Annotated in this window: 13 protein-coding genes and 20 tRNA genes; 31 read left to right on the top strand and 2 right to left on the bottom strand. The window is 45.7% G+C overall.

Features of this window, described 5'->3' with window-relative positions:
- Window positions 1–75: 75 nt before the first annotated feature.
- The 25 genes from lolB to UQW94_RS19010 all read left to right on the top strand — a co-directional run bounded on the left by lolB (window position 76) and on the right by UQW94_RS19010 (window position 7,102).
- Complete coding sequence (gene lolB / locus UQW94_RS18890; protein ID WP_017634843.1) at window positions 76–714, top strand: lipoprotein insertase outer membrane protein LolB; 639 nt, start codon at window positions 76–78, stop codon at window positions 712–714.
- The gene (gene ispE / locus UQW94_RS18895) at window positions 711–1,583 is read left to right on the top strand and encodes a 4-(cytidine 5'-diphospho)-2-C-methyl-D-erythritol kinase (protein WP_322142486.1); all 873 of its coding nucleotides are present in this window, start codon (window positions 711–713) and stop codon (window positions 1,581–1,583) included. The genes lolB and ispE overlap by 4 nt, the downstream gene beginning before the upstream one ends.
- Window positions 1,584–1,610: 27 nt before the next feature.
- Window positions 1,611–2,555 (top strand): ribose-phosphate pyrophosphokinase, encoded by a 945-nt coding sequence (locus UQW94_RS18900; protein ID WP_005393176.1) that lies wholly within the window; start codon window positions 1,611–1,613, stop codon window positions 2,553–2,555.
- Between the two features lie 151 nt (window positions 2,556–2,706).
- The gene (gene pth / locus UQW94_RS18905) at window positions 2,707–3,297 is read left to right on the top strand and encodes an aminoacyl-tRNA hydrolase (RefSeq protein WP_042524127.1); all 591 of its coding nucleotides are present in this window, start codon (window positions 2,707–2,709) and stop codon (window positions 3,295–3,297) included.
- A gap of 10 nt (window positions 3,298–3,307) precedes the next feature.
- Complete coding sequence (gene ychF / locus UQW94_RS18910) at window positions 3,308–4,399, top strand: redox-regulated ATPase YchF (RefSeq protein ID WP_005393178.1); 1,092 nt, start codon at window positions 3,308–3,310, stop codon at window positions 4,397–4,399.
- Between the two features lie 284 nt (window positions 4,400–4,683).
- Window positions 4,684–4,760: transfer RNA gene (locus tag UQW94_RS18915), tRNA-Met, on the top strand.
- 40 nt (window positions 4,761–4,800) lie between these two features.
- Window positions 4,801–4,885, top strand: a tRNA-Leu gene (locus UQW94_RS18920).
- Between the two features lie 32 nt (window positions 4,886–4,917).
- A tRNA-Gln gene (locus UQW94_RS18925) sits at window positions 4,918–4,992 on the top strand.
- 77 nt (window positions 4,993–5,069) lie between these two features.
- Window positions 5,070–5,146: transfer RNA gene (locus UQW94_RS18930), tRNA-Met, on the top strand.
- A gap of 54 nt (window positions 5,147–5,200) precedes the next feature.
- Window positions 5,201–5,285, top strand: a tRNA-Leu gene (locus UQW94_RS18935).
- A gap of 30 nt (window positions 5,286–5,315) precedes the next feature.
- Window positions 5,316–5,390, top strand: a tRNA-Gln gene (locus UQW94_RS18940).
- A gap of 53 nt (window positions 5,391–5,443) precedes the next feature.
- Window positions 5,444–5,528, top strand: a tRNA-Leu gene (locus UQW94_RS18945).
- Window positions 5,529–5,558: 30 nt separating this feature from the next.
- Window positions 5,559–5,633, top strand: a tRNA-Gln gene (locus UQW94_RS18950).
- A 53-nt stretch (window positions 5,634–5,686) separates the two neighbouring features.
- A tRNA-Leu gene (locus UQW94_RS18955) sits at window positions 5,687–5,771 on the top strand.
- Window positions 5,772–5,801: 30 nt separating this feature from the next.
- Window positions 5,802–5,876 (top strand) — tRNA-Gln (locus tag UQW94_RS18960).
- A gap of 53 nt (window positions 5,877–5,929) precedes the next feature.
- Window positions 5,930–6,014 (top strand) — tRNA-Leu (locus UQW94_RS18965).
- Window positions 6,015–6,036: 22 nt separating this feature from the next.
- Window positions 6,037–6,113, top strand: a tRNA-Met gene (locus tag UQW94_RS18970).
- Window positions 6,114–6,167: 54 nt separating this feature from the next.
- A tRNA-Leu gene (locus UQW94_RS18975) sits at window positions 6,168–6,252 on the top strand.
- Window positions 6,253–6,282: 30 nt separating this feature from the next.
- Window positions 6,283–6,357, top strand: a tRNA-Gln gene (locus UQW94_RS18980).
- 53 nt (window positions 6,358–6,410) lie between these two features.
- A tRNA-Leu gene (locus UQW94_RS18985) sits at window positions 6,411–6,495 on the top strand.
- Between the two features lie 22 nt (window positions 6,496–6,517).
- Window positions 6,518–6,594: transfer RNA gene (locus tag UQW94_RS18990), tRNA-Met, on the top strand.
- A 46-nt stretch (window positions 6,595–6,640) separates the two neighbouring features.
- Window positions 6,641–6,725, top strand: a tRNA-Leu gene (locus UQW94_RS18995).
- A gap of 29 nt (window positions 6,726–6,754) precedes the next feature.
- Window positions 6,755–6,839, top strand: a tRNA-Leu gene (locus tag UQW94_RS19000).
- Window positions 6,840–6,889: 50 nt separating this feature from the next.
- Window positions 6,890–6,964: transfer RNA gene (locus UQW94_RS19005), tRNA-Gln, on the top strand.
- A 53-nt stretch (window positions 6,965–7,017) separates the two neighbouring features.
- A tRNA-Leu gene (locus UQW94_RS19010) sits at window positions 7,018–7,102 on the top strand.
- A 135-nt stretch (window positions 7,103–7,237) separates the two neighbouring features.
- Here the strand turns inward: UQW94_RS19010 and UQW94_RS19015 are convergent.
- Entirely contained in the window at window positions 7,238–8,416 is a 1,179-nt protein-coding gene (locus UQW94_RS19015; protein ID WP_213911233.1) for a 2-octaprenyl-3-methyl-6-methoxy-1,4-benzoquinol hydroxylase, read from the bottom strand.
- Between the two features lie 257 nt (window positions 8,417–8,673).
- On the opposite strand from UQW94_RS19015, the gene miaB reads away from it, so the two are divergent.
- The 5 genes from miaB to lnt all read left to right on the top strand — a co-directional run bounded on the left by miaB (window position 8,674) and on the right by lnt (window position 14,292).
- The gene (miaB, locus tag UQW94_RS19020) at window positions 8,674–10,098 is read left to right on the top strand and encodes a tRNA (N6-isopentenyl adenosine(37)-C2)-methylthiotransferase MiaB (RefSeq protein WP_005373038.1); all 1,425 of its coding nucleotides are present in this window, start codon (window positions 8,674–8,676) and stop codon (window positions 10,096–10,098) included.
- Between the two features lie 73 nt (window positions 10,099–10,171).
- Window positions 10,172–11,269: a PhoH family protein gene (locus tag UQW94_RS19025; protein WP_005373033.1), complete on the top strand. Its 1,098-nt coding sequence runs from the start codon at window positions 10,172–10,174 to the stop codon at window positions 11,267–11,269.
- 2 nt (window positions 11,270–11,271) lie between these two features.
- Window positions 11,272–11,736, top strand: coding sequence for an rRNA maturation RNase YbeY (gene ybeY / locus UQW94_RS19030; RefSeq protein WP_005373030.1), 465 nt, complete (start codon window positions 11,272–11,274; stop codon window positions 11,734–11,736).
- 105 nt (window positions 11,737–11,841) lie between these two features.
- Complete coding sequence (gene corC, locus UQW94_RS19035; protein WP_005384118.1) at window positions 11,842–12,741, top strand: CNNM family magnesium/cobalt transport protein CorC; 900 nt, start codon at window positions 11,842–11,844, stop codon at window positions 12,739–12,741.
- Between the two features lie 33 nt (window positions 12,742–12,774).
- Window positions 12,775–14,292 carry an apolipoprotein N-acyltransferase gene (lnt, locus tag UQW94_RS19040; protein WP_213911234.1) on the top strand — a complete coding sequence of 506 codons (1,518 nt, stop codon included), beginning with the start codon at window positions 12,775–12,777 and terminating at the stop codon, window positions 14,290–14,292.
- Between the two features lie 84 nt (window positions 14,293–14,376).
- Here lnt and UQW94_RS19045 read toward each other — a convergent pair whose 3' ends face one another.
- Window positions 14,377–14,847 carry a zinc ribbon-containing protein gene (locus tag UQW94_RS19045; RefSeq protein WP_005373024.1) on the bottom strand — a complete coding sequence of 157 codons (471 nt, stop codon included), beginning with the start codon at window positions 14,845–14,847 and terminating at the stop codon, window positions 14,377–14,379.
- Between the two features lie 153 nt (window positions 14,848–15,000).
- Here UQW94_RS19045 and leuS point away from each other — a divergent pair, with 153 nt between their 5' ends.
- A complete protein-coding gene (gene leuS, locus UQW94_RS19050; protein WP_005384121.1) occupies window positions 15,001–17,574 on the top strand; it encodes a leucine--tRNA ligase in 2,574 nt (857 codons plus the stop codon).
- Window positions 17,575–17,579: the final 5 nt, after the last annotated feature.

A 17,579-nucleotide genomic window follows, 5' to 3' on the forward strand; every position in this document is an offset into this window, starting at 1 on the left:
CATTTATTGAAAGGGTAAGCCGGATTTGTTTTCCTAAGTGCGACTTTTCAATGCTATAGTTGTGAGCGATTCCCGATGAAACTGATTAATAAGCCATCAAACATGACGTTACGCTCCTTTATTCTTTTTTTCTTGTCGAGCTTACTGCTCGCTGGTTGTTCGTCCGTTCCTGAAAGTGTTACCAGCGTTGAATGGCAAGCTCATGAGCAACGACTCGAGACCATCCAAGATTTTCAAGCAACGGGAAAACTTGGTTATATCGGCCCAGACCAAAGACAAAATTTAAATTTCTACTGGAAACATTCTTCAGCACTAAGCCAGTTGCGTTTAACTACGATTCTCGGACAAACGGCATTAAAGCTCACCATCACCCCACAAGGCGCCACAGTAGAAACTTACGACGATCAGGTCCTTTCTTCTCGCAGTGCTAACCAGCTGATTTACCGTCTTACAGGGTTAATGATGCCCGTCGATCACATGCCTGACTGGCTATTAGGTCTACCTACCGATGCCGACAAATTCCAACTGTCTCCAACCAATACACTGCAAGCGTTAAACAAACAAATTGGTTTAAATGATTGGAGTATCGCTTATCAACGATATGGCGACGTTCAATGGCATGAACAGTCTCTCCCTCTGCCAAATAAGCTGAAACTCACCACAGCTGATGTCAAAATAAATCTAGTGATCACAAAATGGAACATCACCCAATGATTGAACTTTCAACACGCTGGCCATCACCAGCGAAATTGAATCTCTTTCTATATATCAACGGCCGTACAGAGAATGGCTACCACGAGTTACAAACCTTATTCCAATTCGTCGATCACGGCGATGAGCTCACCATTCAAGCGAACCATTCTGGTGATATTACGATTTCTCCAGAGATAGAAGGTGTGCCTCTTCAAGACAATTTAATTTGGAAAGCAGCAACCGCGCTTCAAGCTTACTCAAACTGCCCTTTTGGCGCGCACATTGAGCTACAGAAAGTGCTGCCTATGGGTGGAGGCATTGGCGGAGGCTCATCGAACGCAGCTACAGCATTAGTGGCACTGAATTACTTATGGCAACTGAATCTAACTGACGACGAACTGGCTGAAATTGGTTTAAAACTGGGCGCAGATGTGCCCGTATTTGTGCGCGGATTTGGAGCTTTTGCTGAAGGTGTTGGTGAAAAACTCTCTCCTGCTTATCCCGAAGAAAAGTGGTATTTAGTCGTCAGACCGAATGTATCTATCGCAACCGTCGACGTTTTTTGTCATCCAGATCTGACGCGAAACACCCCAAAACGAGATCTAGAAACACTTTTAAATACGCCAAGCGTAAACGATTGCGAAAAAATTGTACGAATGCTCTACCCAGAGGTTGATAAGCAACTTTCTTGGCTGCTACAATACGCGCCGTCAAGATTGACGGGGACAGGATCTTGCGTTTTTGCTGAATTTTCGAGCAAATCTGAAGCAGAAACTATCCTTGCACAACTCTCTGATAAAGTCTCGGCATTTGTCGCTCAAGGGCGCAATATTTCGCCACTAAAAGAGACTTTGGCTGAATACCAATCAGCCTCACACCGACCTATTTAAACTGGACGCAAACCCGAGGTTTCCACCGTGCCTGATATGAAGCTATTTGCTGGTAACGCAACACCTGAACTAGCCCAACGTATTGCTGATCGTCTTTACATCTCTCTTGGTGATGCATCTGTTTCTCGCTTTTCTGATGGCGAAGTTGCAGTTCAAATCAATGAGAATGTTCGTGGTAGCGATGTTTTCATCATTCAATCCACTTGTGCACCGACTAACGACAACCTAATGGAATTGGTTGTTATGATTGATGCAATGCGCCGTGCTTCAGCAGGCCGTATCACTGCAGTTATCCCTTACTTCGGCTACGCTCGCCAAGACCGTCGTGTACGTTCTGCGCGTGTGCCAATTACTGCAAAAGTTGTTGCTGATTTCCTATCTAACGTTGGTGTTGACCGCGTTCTAACTATCGACCTACACGCAGAGCAAATTCAAGGCTTCTTCGATGTACCTGTAGACAACATCTTCGGCACGCCAGTGCTACTTGAAGATATGCAGGCTCGCGGTCTAGATAACCCTGTAGTGGTATCTCCTGACCTAGGTGGCGTTGTTCGTGCTCGTGCAACAGCAAAAGCACTAGGCGACATCGACATCGCAATCGTAGATAAGCGTCGTCCACGTGCAAACGTTTCTGAAGTAATGAACCTAATCGGTGATGTTGAAGGTCGTGACTGTGTGATCGTTGATGACATGATCGACACAGGTGGCACACTATGTAAAGCAGCTGAAGCACTAAAAGAGCGCGGTGCTAAGCGTGTATTCGCTTACGCTACTCACGCAGTATTCTCAGGCAACGCTGCGGATAACATCAAGAACTCAGTTCTTGACCAAGTTATCGTGACTGACTCTATCTCTCTGTCTAAAGAGATGGCTGCAACAGGTAAAGTGACAACACTAAGCCTATCTCGCATGCTAGCTGAAGCGATTCGTCGTATCAGCAACGAAGAGTCAATCTCTGCAATGTTCAACTAATACGAACATTTCAGTTAAACTGATTTCAAAAGCACCCCTCTTTGGGGTGTTTTTTTATTTGTATCGATAGGCAGAAAATCCCTTGGTCGCCCACTGCGAGAATTCTGTGCTATCATACTGCGCTTTTTGAGATTCCAGAGAGATCCTAACCTTGACTCAACCAATCAAACTTCTTGTTGGTCTTGCTAATCCGGGACCAGAATACGCCAGAACTCGTCACAATGCGGGCGCTTGGGTTGTAGAAGAATTAGCACGCGTTCACAACGTTACACTGAAGAACGAACCAAAGTTTTTTGGTCTAACAGGACGCATTATGGTCAATGGCCAGGATCTCCGTTTGCTTATCCCAACCACCTTCATGAATCTATCAGGTAAATCGATCGCTGCGCTTGCGAAATTTTATCAAATTAAACCTGAAGAGATCATGGTTGCTCATGACGAGCTAGACTTACCGCCAGGTGTCGCTAAGTTTAAAAAAGGTGGGGGTCACGGTGGACACAACGGTCTGCGTGACACCATTAGCAAACTGGGCAATAACAAAGATTTTTATCGTCTTCGTATTGGCATTGGTCATCCGGGACACAAAGATAAAGTGGCGGGTTTTGTATTAGGTAAAGCGCCAGCTAAAGAGCAAGAGCTTTTAGATGCAGCAGCTGATGAGGCTGTTCGTTGTCTAGATATCCTGATTAAGGATGGCCTATCTAAAGCACAAAATCGCCTCCACACGTTCAAAGCTGAATAAGGTTACTATCATGGGTTTTAAATGTGGCATCGTTGGTCTACCTAACGTAGGTAAATCAACTCTGTTCAACGCACTAACTAAAGCGGGTATCGAAGCAGCAAACTTCCCGTTCTGTACCATTGAACCAAACACTGGTGTGGTTCCTGTGCCAGATCTACGTCTAGACGCACTAGCTAAGATCGTTAACCCACAGAGAGTTCTTCCAACGACGATGGAGTTCGTGGACATCGCTGGTCTTGTTGCTGGTGCATCACGTGGTGAAGGTTTAGGTAACAAATTCCTAGCTAACATCCGTGAAACAGACGCGATTGGCCACGTTGTACGCTGTTTTGAAAACGAAAACATTGTTCACGTTTCAGGTAAAGTTTCACCTATCGAAGATATCGAAGTGATCAACCTTGAACTTGCAATGGCTGACCTTGATTCTTGTGAGCGAGCGATTCAACGTAACGCGAAGAAGGCAAAAGGCGGCGATAAAGACGCAAAATTTGAACTAACCGTACTAGAAAAACTGTTACCAGTACTAACTGAAGGCGGCATGGCACGCACAGTTGAGCTATCTAAAGAAGAGTTAGCAGCAATCGGCTATCTAAACTTCCTAACACTGAAGCCAACTATGTACATTGCAAACGTAAACGAAGATGGCTTCGAAAATAATCCATATCTAGATGCGGTTCGTGAGTTCGCAGAAAAAGAAAACAATGTCGTTGTACCTGTATGTGCAGCTATCGAATCTGAACTATCTGAACTAGAAGATGAAGATCGCGAAGAATTCCTAGCAGATATGGGGATCGAAGAGCCGGGTCTGAACCGTGTAATTCGCTCTGGTTACGAACTACTGACTCTACACACCTACTTCACAGCAGGTGTTAAAGAAGTACGTGCTTGGACAATCCCTGTTGGTGCAACTGCGCCTCAGGCGGCAGGTAAGATCCACACTGACTTCGAGAAAGGCTTTATTCGTGCAGAAGTAGTCGGTTACGACGATTTCATCCAATTCAATGGTGAAAATGGCGCAAAAGACGCAGGTAAATGGCGTCTAGAAGGTAAAGACTACATCGTAAAAGATGGTGATGTTGTACACTTCCGCTTCAATGTTTAATTAAATGAATGAATTCTAAACACTTCATTTACACTAAAAGCCAGCTGTTAAGCTGGCTTTTTTAATACCTTAAGTAAATGAACAAAAATAAATTACGCAACTGCAAGCTAATTTATTTCCAGTTTTAGATCATAAACACGCCTCTTTGTTTAAAAAGGAAGCGAACGAGGTTTTTTCCGAAATTTATTAAAAAAAACTGTTGACGGATCTCACTCAACTTCGCATAATGCGCGCCGTTCCCAACGACAAGGCAACAAAGCGTTGAGAACAAAAAATATGGTTTTGGCTACGTAGCTCAGCTGGTTAGAGCACATCACTCATAATGATGGGGTCACAGGTTCGAATCCCGTCGTAGCCACCATTCCTAAATGTTCTTTTTATCAGAGCAGTTAGGAATAGATGCGGAAGTGGCGGAATTGGTAGACGCACCAGATTTAGGTTCTGGCGCCGCAAGGTGTGAGAGTTCAAGTCTCTCCTTCCGCACCATATTTTAAATAGTCATTGTGACTATTGCCTGCAGGTCTATCGCCAAGCGGTAAGGCAGCGGCTTTTGATGCCGCCATTCCCTGGTTCGAATCCAGGTAGACCTGCCATTATTCAAGTGAGATTCCTTTATAAAAGGGGTTGTCACTGAGAGCGTGAAGGTTTATATTGTCTCGCTCCAAAAGATGGCTACGTAGCTCAGCTGGTTAGAGCACATCACTCATAATGATGGGGTCACAGGTTCGAATCCCGTCGTAGCCACCATAAACAACGTTATTTAGGTTTTTACCAATTACCTTGATAACTACAGAATAAGTTGCGGAAGTGGCGGAATTGGTAGACGCACCAGATTTAGGTTCTGGCGCCGCAAGGTGTGAGAGTTCAAGTCTCTCCTTCCGCACCATTATTTAAGTCTCTTTTATTAGAGCAATGTAGGGCTATCGCCAAGCGGTAAGGCAGCGGCTTTTGATGCCGCCATTCCCTGGTTCGAATCCAGGTAGCCCTGCCACATACAATGATGTTGAGATTTTACCAATTATCTTGATGTCTACAGAATAAGTTGCGGAAGTGGCGGAATTGGTAGACGCACCAGATTTAGGTTCTGGCGCCGCAAGGTGTGAGAGTTCAAGTCTCTCCTTCCGCACCATTATTAAAGCCTCTTTTATTAGAGCAATGTAGGGCTATCGCCAAGCGGTAAGGCAGCGGCTTTTGATGCCGCCATTCCCTGGTTCGAATCCAGGTAGCCCTGCCATATACAACGATATTGAGATTTTACCAATTATCTTGATATCTATAGATTAAGTTGCGGAAGTGGCGGAATTGGTAGACGCACCAGATTTAGGTTCTGGCGCCGCAAGGTGTGAGAGTTCAAGTCTCTCCTTCCGCACCATTATTAAAGTCTCTTTTATTGGAGCAATGTAGGGCTATCGCCAAGCGGTAAGGCAGCGGCTTTTGATGCCGCCATTCCCTGGTTCGAATCCAGGTAGCCCTGCCATATACAACGATATTGAGATTTTACCAATTATCTTGATATCTATAGATTAAGTTGCGGAAGTGGCGGAATTGGTAGACGCACCAGATTTAGGTTCTGGCGCCGCAAGGTGTGAGAGTTCAAGTCTCTCCTTCCGCACCATTCTTGATCAAAGTTTTAAAATGGCTACGTAGCTCAGCTGGTTAGAGCACATCACTCATAATGATGGGGTCACAGGTTCGAATCCCGTCGTAGCCACCATAAACAACGTTATTTAGGCTTTTACCAATTACCTTGATAACTACAGAATAAGTTGCGGAAGTGGCGGAATTGGTAGACGCACCAGATTTAGGTTCTGGCGCCGCAAGGTGTGAGAGTTCAAGTCTCTCCTTCCGCACCATTATTAAAGTCTCTTTTATTAGAGCAATGTAGGGCTATCGCCAAGCGGTAAGGCAGCGGCTTTTGATGCCGCCATTCCCTGGTTCGAATCCAGGTAGCCCTGCCACATACAATGATATTAAGATTTTACCAATTATCTTGATGTCTACAGATCAAGTTGCGGAAGTGGCGGAATTGGTAGACGCACCAGATTTAGGTTCTGGCGCCGCAAGGTGTGAGAGTTCAAGTCTCTCCTTCCGCACCATTCTTGATCAAAAGTTTAAAATGGCTACGTAGCTCAGCTGGTTAGAGCACATCACTCATAATGATGGGGTCACAGGTTCGAATCCCGTCGTAGCCACCATTGATTGGATTGCTAGCATAAGCTATCAGTCACGTAGATTTAAGATGCGGAAGTGGCGGAATTGGTAGACGCACCAGATTTAGGTTCTGGCGCCGCAAGGTGTGAGAGTTCAAGTCTCTCCTTCCGCACCATCTTAAATTAATCTACACTATCAGAATACGCGGAAGTGGCGGAATTGGTAGACGCACCAGATTTAGGTTCTGGCGCCGTAAGGTGTGAGAGTTCAAGTCTCTCCTTCCGCACCATTCTTTCTCTCGATAAGAGATGTTAAGTAGTCTTTGACTATTTACGCTGTAGGGCTATCGCCAAGCGGTAAGGCAGCGGCTTTTGATGCCGCCATTCCCTGGTTCGAATCCAGGTAGCCCTGCCATATACAACGATATTGAGATTTTACCAATTATCTTGATATCTATAGATTAAGTTGCGGAAGTGGCGGAATTGGTAGACGCACCAGATTTAGGTTCTGGCGCCGCAAGGTGTGAGAGTTCAAGTCTCTCCTTCCGCACCATTATCGGAAAACCCAGCATGACTTTGCTGGGTTTTTTCTTTTTTTGGTTCTGGACTCGGGAAATCATTAGATTTGCCGAATTAAAAAAGCGAGCTCATGGCTCGCTTTTTTTCTATCTGTGATTTGAGTAGCTTACTACATACCTAACGCGTATTTCAGTACTTGAGCCTTAATTGGCCCTGAGTTTTCAGCAAGCTTCAATGCAGAATTACGTACGAACTTCAATGGCCCTAGATCGTTGCTAAAACCTTTATAGAAAAAGTCCATGCCCGTCTGCATGAGTAAGTTGTCAGGTCGACGTGCGCGTTCGTATTTCGCGAGTAAGGTATCTTCCAGCTTTTCTTGTTGTTCTGTTACCGAAAGGAGAACGTCTACATCTTTGAAGCCTAAGTTTACCCCTTGCCCTGCAAGCGGGTTGATCGTATGGGCAGAGTCACCCACTAATACGCAATTTTTGCTTGAGTAGCTTTGCGCATGACGACGAGTGAGTGGGAATGAGCCAAACTGTAAAACTTCAATATCGCCTAATTCTGCAGGGAAATGACGTAAGATTTCTTCCCTTAGTTGAGGTTTACCCATCGCACACAGTTGTTTAATACGTTTAGGCGAGTCATACCAAACCAAAGAACCTTGGCCTACTATTTGACCATCGTCGTTACTCAAAGAGCACAGAGGTAAAAATGAACGTGGGCCTGAAGGTGTAAATTGTTGCCAAGTAATATCTTGCTGAGGCAATTCTGTTTTCACGTTAATCAACATGCAGTGTTGTCGGTAATCCCACGCAGTTACACCAATTCCAGCCAATTGACGAACTTTAGAGTTTGCACCATCAGCACCAATCACCCAGTTAGCTTCAAACTGCGCCCCACTTTCTAGTGTCACAAGATTTACATCTGCAAACTCAATGGCTTTTAATCGCTCAGGACACATCACGGTTAGATTTTCATACTTAGAGAAGACTTGCCAAAGACCTAATTGGATTAGGCGATTTTCAACGATGTAACCTAGCTGATCCAATGACAATTCATCAGAGTGAAAACGAGTACGGCACTCTGGGTGCTCCCAAGTTTCTAACCGCCGATAAGGACAAACTCGCATGCTCTTGATCTCTGACCATGCTCCGAGTGAATCAAGTAACGCCACCGACTGGTGCGAGATTGCAGATACACGAATATCCATCGCCTGAGCGGCATCAAAAACTTTAGGTTTTGTACCTTCAACCAAGACAACGCTTCTGCCCTGCTTGGCAAATCCAACAGCGACGGCTGCCCCGACCATACCGCCACCGATCACGGCGATGTCATACTTGTTCATTTTTCACTCTTCATCGTGCTGATTAATTGGCGTTTTTTATTGTACTTTCCATGGCTACTTTTACAAAATTGTTTAACAAAAAACCTTGTTCAGCATAGGGCGAAAAACTAGATTTCATCAGGCTTTGCAGAGAATTAGCTAGATCACTAGTCAGGTGCTTTTTAAAGCAGTACAATACGCCGCTTACCGCCGTGATGGCGGCTATAATTTGAGCAATAGCTCTCCGATTTAAGTACAACTGAACGAGCGAAAGTGAGATGAGTAAGAAACTGCTAATTAAAACCTGGGGCTGCCAGATGAACGAATACGATTCATCAAAAATGGCCGACCTGCTTAATGCTGCAAACGGCTACGAGCTGACGGAAGAGCCAGAGGAAGCAGACGTACTTCTACTTAACACCTGTTCGATCCGTGAAAAAGCGCAAGAGAAAGTTTTCCACCAGCTAGGCCGCTGGAAAACACTAAAAGATAAAAAACCTGGCGTAGTTATCGGTGTAGGTGGTTGTGTAGCAACGCAAGAAGGTGACCATATTCGTGAACGTGCACCATACGTTGACGTTATTTTTGGCCCACAAACTTTGCACCGCCTACCTGAGATGATCAAACAATCTCAGTCCGATGATGCACCAGTTATGGACATTTCGTTCCCAGAGATCGAAAAATTCGACCGCCTACCTGAACCTCGCGCTGAAGGTGCGACAGCATTCGTTTCTATTATGGAAGGCTGCTCTAAGTACTGTACTTACTGTGTCGTACCGTACACTCGTGGTGAAGAAGTAAGCCGTCCAATGGATGACGTACTGTTCGAAATCGCCCAACTTGCTGAACAAGGCGTACGTGAAGTAAACCTTCTGGGGCAAAACGTAAACGCGTACCGTGGTCCTATGCACGATGGTGAGATCTGTTCATTTGCAGAACTGCTTCGTTTGGTTGCGTCTATCGATGGTATCGACCGTATTCGTTTCACGACGAGCCACCCGTTAGAATTCACAGACGACATCATCGCAGTATACGAAGATACGCCAGAACTTGTGAGCTTCCTGCACTTACCTGTGCAAAGTGGTAGTGACCGTATCCTAACGATGATGAAACGCCCTCACACCGCTATCGAATACAAATCGATCATCCGTAAACTGCGTAAAGCTCGTCCTGATATTCAAATCAGTTCAGACTTTATTGTTGGTTTCCCTGGTGAGACAGACAAAGACTTCCAAGACACCATGAAGCTAATCAAAGATGTAGACTTTGACATGAGCTTCAGCTTTATTTTCTCTCCACGTCCAGGTACGCCAGCAGCGGATTACCCTTGTGATGTGTCAGAACAAGTGAAGAAAGAGCGCCTTTACGAACTACAGCAAACTATCAATGCTCAAGCGATGCGTTACTCTCGCTTAATGCTTGGCACAGAACAACGTGTTCTAGTTGAAGGTCCTTCGAAGAAAAACCTAATGGAACTACGCGCTCGTACAGAAAACAACCGTGTAGTAAACTTTGAAGGTAGTGCAGACCTAATTGGTCAGTTCGTTGATGTGAAGATCGTAGACGTATTTGCAAACTCACTGCGTGGTGAGCTAGTACGTACTGAAAAAGACATGGATCTTCGTAGTGTGATTTCCCCAACGCAGATGATGGCGAAAACACGTCGCGAAGATGAGCTGGGTGTAGCTACTTTTACGCCGTAAGCTCGTATAAATAGCCATGGAGAGCCTGGTCGTTATCAGGCTCTCACTAAGTGGCAAAAAATGAGAGGCAACATTGAGCAATAAAATCGTAACTCTAGAAATTAACCTAGAACCTTCAGACAACCGCCGACTAGCTAGCCTGTGCGGTCCATTCGATGACAACATCAAGCATTTAGAACGTCGTCTAGGCGTTGAAATTAACCACCGTAGTGACCACTTTACGATTGTCGGTAAACCTCATACCGCATCAGCCGCGCTGGATATCCTGAAAACTCTATATGTTGATACCGCACCTGTACGAGGTGAGATCCCAGATATTGAGCCTGAGCAAATCCACCTAGCGATCAAAGAGTCTGGTGTTCTTGAGCAGAATACTGAGTCTAATATCGAGCATGGTAAAGAAGTCTTCGTCAAAACCAAGAAAGGTGTGATCAAACCACGTACGCCAAACCAAGCGCAGTACTTGGTTAACATGGTCACGCATGATATTTCTTTTGGTATTGGCCCGGCTGGTACAGGTAAAACCTACCTTGCTGTAGCAGCAGCTGTTGACGCACTAGAGCGCCAAGAGATCCGTCGTATTCTTCTTACTCGTCCAGCGGTTGAAGCTGGTGAGAAATTGGGCTTCCTACCTGGTGATTTAAGCCAAAAAGTCGACCCATACCTACGTCCGCTATACGACGCCCTATTTGAAATGCTGGGCTTTGAGCGCGTAGAGAAGCTGATTGAACGTAACGTGATTGAGGTCGCCCCTCTTGCTTACATGCGTGGTCGTACTCTAAACGACGCCTTTATCATTCTTGATGAGAGTCAGAACACCACTGTTGAGCAGATGAAGATGTTCCTAACGCGTATTGGTTTTAACTCTCGCGCGGTTATCACTGGTGATGTCACGCAGATTGACTTACCTCGTGGTGCGAAATCGGGTCTTCGTCATGCTATTGAAGTACTAAGCGAAGTTGACGACATCAGCTTTAACTTCTTCTTGGCCGACGACGTTGTACGTCACCCTGTGGTTGCTCGTATCGTTAACGCGTACGAGAAGTGGGAAGCACAAGACCAGAAAGAGCGTAAAGAGTTCGAGAAACGCCGTCGTGAAGAACGCGATGCGAAGTTACTAGAAGCAGCAAAAGCCGAACTGAATGCACAAGTTGCTTCAACTAAGGAATAATCATGGCGATTGAACTTGATCTGCAACTGGCAGTCGAAAATGAAGAAGGTCTGCCTTCGCAGCAAGATTTCCAATTGTGGCTAGATAAGACAATCCCTCTCTTCCAGCCACAAGCCGAAGTCACCATTCGTATTGTTGATGAACAAGAAAGTCATACGCTCAACCATGAGTATCGCGGCAAAGATAAACCAACTAATGTGTTGTCGTTTCCATTTGAAGCACCTCCTGGTATGGAAATAGATTTACTTGGTGATTTGATTATTTGTCGCCAAGTTGTTGAAAAAGAGGCGGTTGAACAGAGCAAGCCTCTGCTAGCACATTGGGCGCATATGGTTGTACATGGCAGCTTGCATCTGCTAGGTTATGATCATATAGAGGATGACGAAGCCGAAGAGATGGAGTCCCTCGAAACCGAGATCATGCAAGGTATGGGTTATGAAGATCCTTACATTGCTGAAAAAGAGTAGCTATTGGCCACTCGACAGGGAAAGGCGAACCACCTAAATGACTCTCGTGTTCGCCTCTCTATGTGTGCTATCACACTTCTGATAGCGTTACTTAATTGAGAAACAATGAACGAAGATAATTCTCCCTCTTCTAACGAAGATAAGAAAGAAAAGGCAGAAGGTCCGAGTAGAAAGTCCTTCTTTGAACGTCTAGGTCAACTATTTCAGGGCGAACCAAAAGATCGCCAAGAGCTTGTGGATGTTATCCGCGACTCTGAAGTTAACGACCTGATTGACCATGACACTCGCGATATGCTTGAAGGTGTTATGGAAATCTCCGAAATGCGTGTGCGTGACATTATGATCCCGCGTTCGCAAATGGTTACCGTTGAGCGTACTCACGACCTTGATACCTTGGTTGCTTTGATTACCGATGCTCAACACTCTCGCTACCCTGTGATCAGCGAAGATAAAGACCATGTGGAAGGCATACTTCTAGCGAAGGACTTACTTAAATACTTAGGCTCAGGCAGTAATCCATTTGATATCGAAGAAGTCATTCGACCAGCGGTTGTAGTACCGGAAAGTAAACGCGTTGATCGACTGCTGAAAGAATTCCGTGAAGAACGTTATCATATGGCCATTGTTGTCGATGAATTCGGTGGTGTTTCTGGTCTTGTGACCATTGAAGATATCCTTGAGGAAATCGTCGGGGATATTGAAGATGAATTCGATGAAAGTGAAGAGACGGACATTCGTAAACTAAGCAAGCATACGTTTGCTGTCAGAGCGCTGACAACCATCGAAGAGTTTAATGAGACATTCGGAACCAACTTCAGCGATGAGGAAGTTGATACCGTTGGTGGTATGGTCATGACTGCCTTTGGTCACTTACCTTCTCGTGGTGAACTGGTTGAAATTGAAGGCTACAACTTCAAAGTCACCGCTGCCGATAACCGTCGTGTCATTCAACTCCAAGTGACGATCCCAGACGAAGAAACCCTGGTTGAAGCCACTCAAGAGTAACGCGATACCCATTGGGAATCTCAGAAAATTACAATGATGAATGAACTCTTTCATCGCCTTAAGCGGCCCTCAGTGGCCGCTTTTGTTGGCGCCTCTACTACACTCGCTTTCGCTCCTTACCAGCTGTGGCCTATTGCCATTCTTAGCCCAGCAATTCTACTGATTCTTCTTGCTAACCAAACTCCGAAACGCGCACTATGGATTGGTTATGCTTGGGGGTTAGGTCAATTTGCAACTGGCGTTAGCTGGGTTTACGTCAGTATCTCCGGTTTTGGCGGTATGCCGCTCATTGCCAATTTATTTTTAATGGGCTTACTTGTTGCCTACTTGGCTGTTTATTCAGGCTTATTTGCTTGGCTCAACAACAAGCTGTTTCCTCAATTTACGCTCACAAAAGCACTTCTCGCTGCACCTGCTTTATGGCTGATCAGTGATTGGTTGCGTGGTTGGGTGATGACCGGCTTCCCTTGGTTATGGCTAGGCTATAGCCAGATAGATGCTCCACTCGCAAGCTTTGCACCAATTGGCGGCGTAGAACTGCTTACTCTATTTATCCTTATCAGCGCAGGGGCGTTAGCCTATGCATGGATTCATAAGCAGTGGCTGGTGGCGATTATCCCTGCGGTGCTACTCAGTACTGGCTTTGGGATTCGCAACTACGATTGGGTAACACCCCGACCAGAAGACACGACTAAGCTCGCACTAATTCAAGGTAACGTAGACCAAAACCTAAAGTGGCTACCAAGTCAACGCTGGCCAACCATCATGAAGTACGCTGACTTAACTCGTGAAAACTGGGACGCTGACATTATCGTTTGGCCAGAAGCAGCAATTCCCGCTTTTGAAATTGAAGTGCCTTCATTTTTGAGCAATATCGACAGCGCTGCAAAAATGAATAACAGCGCAATCATCACCGGTGTCGTCAACCAAGCTGAAGACCGACAGTTCTACAACAGTATTCTGTCCCTCGGCATCACACCATACGGTGACTACAGCTTCGATTTAAGCGAACGTTACCATAAGCATCACCTACTACCGTTTGGTGAGTTTGTACCATTTGAAGATATTTTGCGCCCATTAGCGCCATTCTTTAACCTACCGATGTCGTCGTTTAGCCGTGGGACTTTTGTGCAACCAAACATCGTTGCGAATGGCATGCACATGGCACCAGCGCTTTGCTATGAGATCATCTTTAATGAGCAAGTGCGTCAAAATGTGACTGACGAAACAGACTTCATTCTAACGCTTTCGAACGATGCATGGTTTGGTCACTCTATCGGTCCTCTTCAGCATATGGAGATCGCCCGTATGCGTGCCTTAGAGTTAGGTAAACCGCTCATCCGCTCGACTAACAACGGATTAACAGCGGTAACCGATCACAAAGGTAAAATCGTTGAGCAAGTACCGCAGTTTGAAACTGCAGTACTGCGCGCAGAGCTCACCCCAACCGATGGGAAAACGCCATATCGAATCGTTGGTACTTGGCCATTGTATATTTGGATAGGGTTAAGTTTAGCTCTGGCTTTCGGTTTAAGAAGAAAACAGAGCTGATAACAGCTTGAAAGTAGAAAAGACAAAAAAGAGGCGACTAAGCCTCTTTTTTATTCATTGCATTATACAGTCGTTACTCGCCATTTATGGTTTTAATGACTGGCGAGTAAAGCCTTTGTGACCACATTTAATACACGGAATGATTACAGTTGGGTGGTTATACGTTGTCTTGTGACCACACTCATCACAGACCAAGGTGCCTAAGCCTATCACCTCTCCTGCTTCATATAGCCCTTGATGCTCTAAGTCATCGAACAACTCAACCCACTCAACTTTAGTTCGGTCTGTAATCTCTAACAGCCCTTGCCATATCGAATCCGCAATCGTTAAGTAAAACGGGCCGCTTTTGCTATCCTCGTAACTCTCTGAAAACTCTTTTAAGTCTGCTTTAAGGTACGCTTTGATTAAAGCCAACTCATCTTTGGTCAAGTCATTAGCAGCATCCACCACTTTGCCCGACGTCTCAATCGCTTTGTTAACTTCTTCCGGACTGTGCTTCAAGGTTTCAATCACATCCTCGAGCATTTCCTCATAACCTGTTTTACGTTTAGGCATAACTGACCTCCATCTTTCTCCTACCTGCGTCACTTAAGGGCGCATGGGTACAGATTGGCTATTGTTGTGATCCCTAGCTTTAGGTATTCTATGACGATCTATTTAAGTCTGTTCTAACCGAACTCACAAATTCCAAGATAACGGATACCATCGATGCAAGAACAATACAACCCACAAGATATTGAACAAAAAGTTCAAAAGCACTGGGATGACAACAAAACCTTTGTTGTAAGTGAAGACCCAAATAAAGAAAAATTCTACTGTCTGTCCATGTTCCCATACCCAAGTGGTCGACTGCACATGGGTCACGTGCGCAACTACACTATCGGTGATGTAGTATCTCGTTTCCAACGCCTACAAGGCAAAAACGTGATGCAACCAATCGGTTGGGACGCATTCGGTCTACCTGCAGAAAACGCAGCAGTAAAAAACAAAACTGCGCCAGCACCTTGGACTTACGAAAACATCGAATACATGAAGAACCAACTTAAGCTTCTAGGCTTTGGTTACGATTGGAACCGTGAATTCGCAACATGTACACCGGAGTACTACCGCTGGGAACAAGAGTTCTTCACTAAACTTTACGAGAAAGGTTTAGTTTACAAAAAGACTTCTTCTGTTAACTGGTGTCCTAACGACCAAACTGTTCTTGCAAACGAGCAGGTTGAAGACGGTTGTTGCTGGCGTTGTGATACGCCTGTAGAGCAAAAAGAAATCCCTCAATGGTTCATCAAAATCACTGAGTACGCTCAAGAGCTACTAGACGACTTAGACAAGCTTGAAGGTTGGCCTGAAATGGTGAAAACCATGCAGCGCAACTGGATTGGTCGTTCTGAAGGTGTTGAACTGAAGTTTGAAGTTAAGGGTCAACAAGACCTAGAAGTTTACACAACACGTCCAGATACGCTAATGGGTGTGACTTACGTGGGTATCGCAGCCGGCCACCCTCTTGCAGCTCTTGCAGCAGAGAACAATCCAGAGCTTGCAGCGTTTATCGACGAATGTAAGAACAACAAGGTTGCAGAAGCTGAGCTAGCGACAATGGAGAAGAAAGGTATGGCAACTGGCCTTACTGCTATTCATCCATTGAACGGCCGCGAAGTACCAGTATACGTAGCAAACTTCGTTCTGATGGACTACGGTACAGGCGCGGTAATGGCTGTACCTGCGCACGACCAACGTGACTACGAGTTCGCAACGAAGTACGGTCTAGACATCGTGCCAGTTATCAAGCCTGCTGATGGCAGCGAGCTAGACATCTCTGAAGCGGCATATACAGAGAAAGGTGTACTGTTCGATTCAGGTGAATTCGACGGCCTAGAATTCCAAGCGGCGTTCGATGCAATTGCAGCGAAGCTAGAAGCAGAGGGCAAAGGCACTAAGACTGTAAACTTCCGTCTACGCGACTGGGGTGTATCTCGTCAACGTTATTGGGGTGCGCCAATCCCAATGGTAACGACTGAAGACGGTGAAGTTCACCCAGTACCTGCTGACCAACTACCAGTGATTCTTCCAGAAGACGTAGTAATGGACGGCGTAACGAGCCCAATCAAAGCAGACAAAGAGTGGGCGAAGACAACCTTTAACGGCGAACCTGCTCTACGTGAGACAGATACGTTCGATACGTTCATGGAATCTTCTTGGTACTACGCGCGTTACTGTTCACCACAAGCGGACGACATCCTAGACCCAGAAAAAGCAAACTATTGGCTACCAGTAGACCAGTACATCGGTGGTATCGAGCATGCTTGTATGCACCTACTGTACTCACGCTTCTTCCACAAACTACTGCGCGATGCGGGTTACGTAACTTCTGACGAACCGTTCAAGCAACTACTGTGTCAAGGCATGGTACTGGCTGATGCGTTCTACTTCGAGAACGAGAAAGGCGGCAAAGAGTGGGTAGCTCCAACAGACGTAGCCGTTGAACGTGATGGTAAAGGCCGCATTACTTCTGCTAAAGACACTGAAGGTCGTGATGTAACGCACTCAGGCATGATCAAGATGTCTAAGTCTAAGAACAACGGTATCGACCCTCAAGAAATGGTAGACAAGTACGGCGCTGACACAGTACGTCTATTCATGATGTTCGCGTCTCCAGCGGACATGACACTTGAATGGCAAGAGTCTGGCGTAGAAGGTGCGAACCGCTTCCTAAAACGTGTTTGGAAACTAGTGAAAGAGCACACAGCGAAAGGTGCAGCAGAAGCAGTAGATACCTCAGCGCTTTCTGGTGATCAAAAAGCACTTCGCCGCGACGTTCACAAGACTATCGCGAAAGTGACGGACGATATCGCTCGTCGTCAAACATTCAACACCGCGATCGCAGCGATCATGGAGCTGATGAACAAACTAGCGAAAGCGCCTCAAGAATCTGCGCAAGATCGTGCAATCCTTGACGAGGCACTGAAAGCTATTGTTGTCATGCTTTACCCTATCACTCCGCATATCTCATACGAGCTATGGGCAGCACTAGGTGAAACAGACATTGATAACGCGGCATGGCCGACGTTTGACGAAAAAGCGCTAGTTGAAGACGAAAAAACTATCGTTGTTCAAGTTAACGGTAAGCTACGTGCGAAGCTAACAGTCCCAGCGGATATCTCTAAAGACGATATCGAACAGCTTGGTCTAAACGACGAAAACGTGGTTAAGTTCACTGATGGCCTGACTATTCGTAAAGTTATTTACGTTCCAGGTAAACTGCTGAACATTGTTGCAAACTAATCGCA

Source organism: Vibrio sp. PBL-C16, assembly GCF_034321865.1.
Taxonomy (GTDB): Bacteria; Pseudomonadota; Gammaproteobacteria; order Enterobacterales; family Vibrionaceae; genus Vibrio; species Vibrio alginolyticus.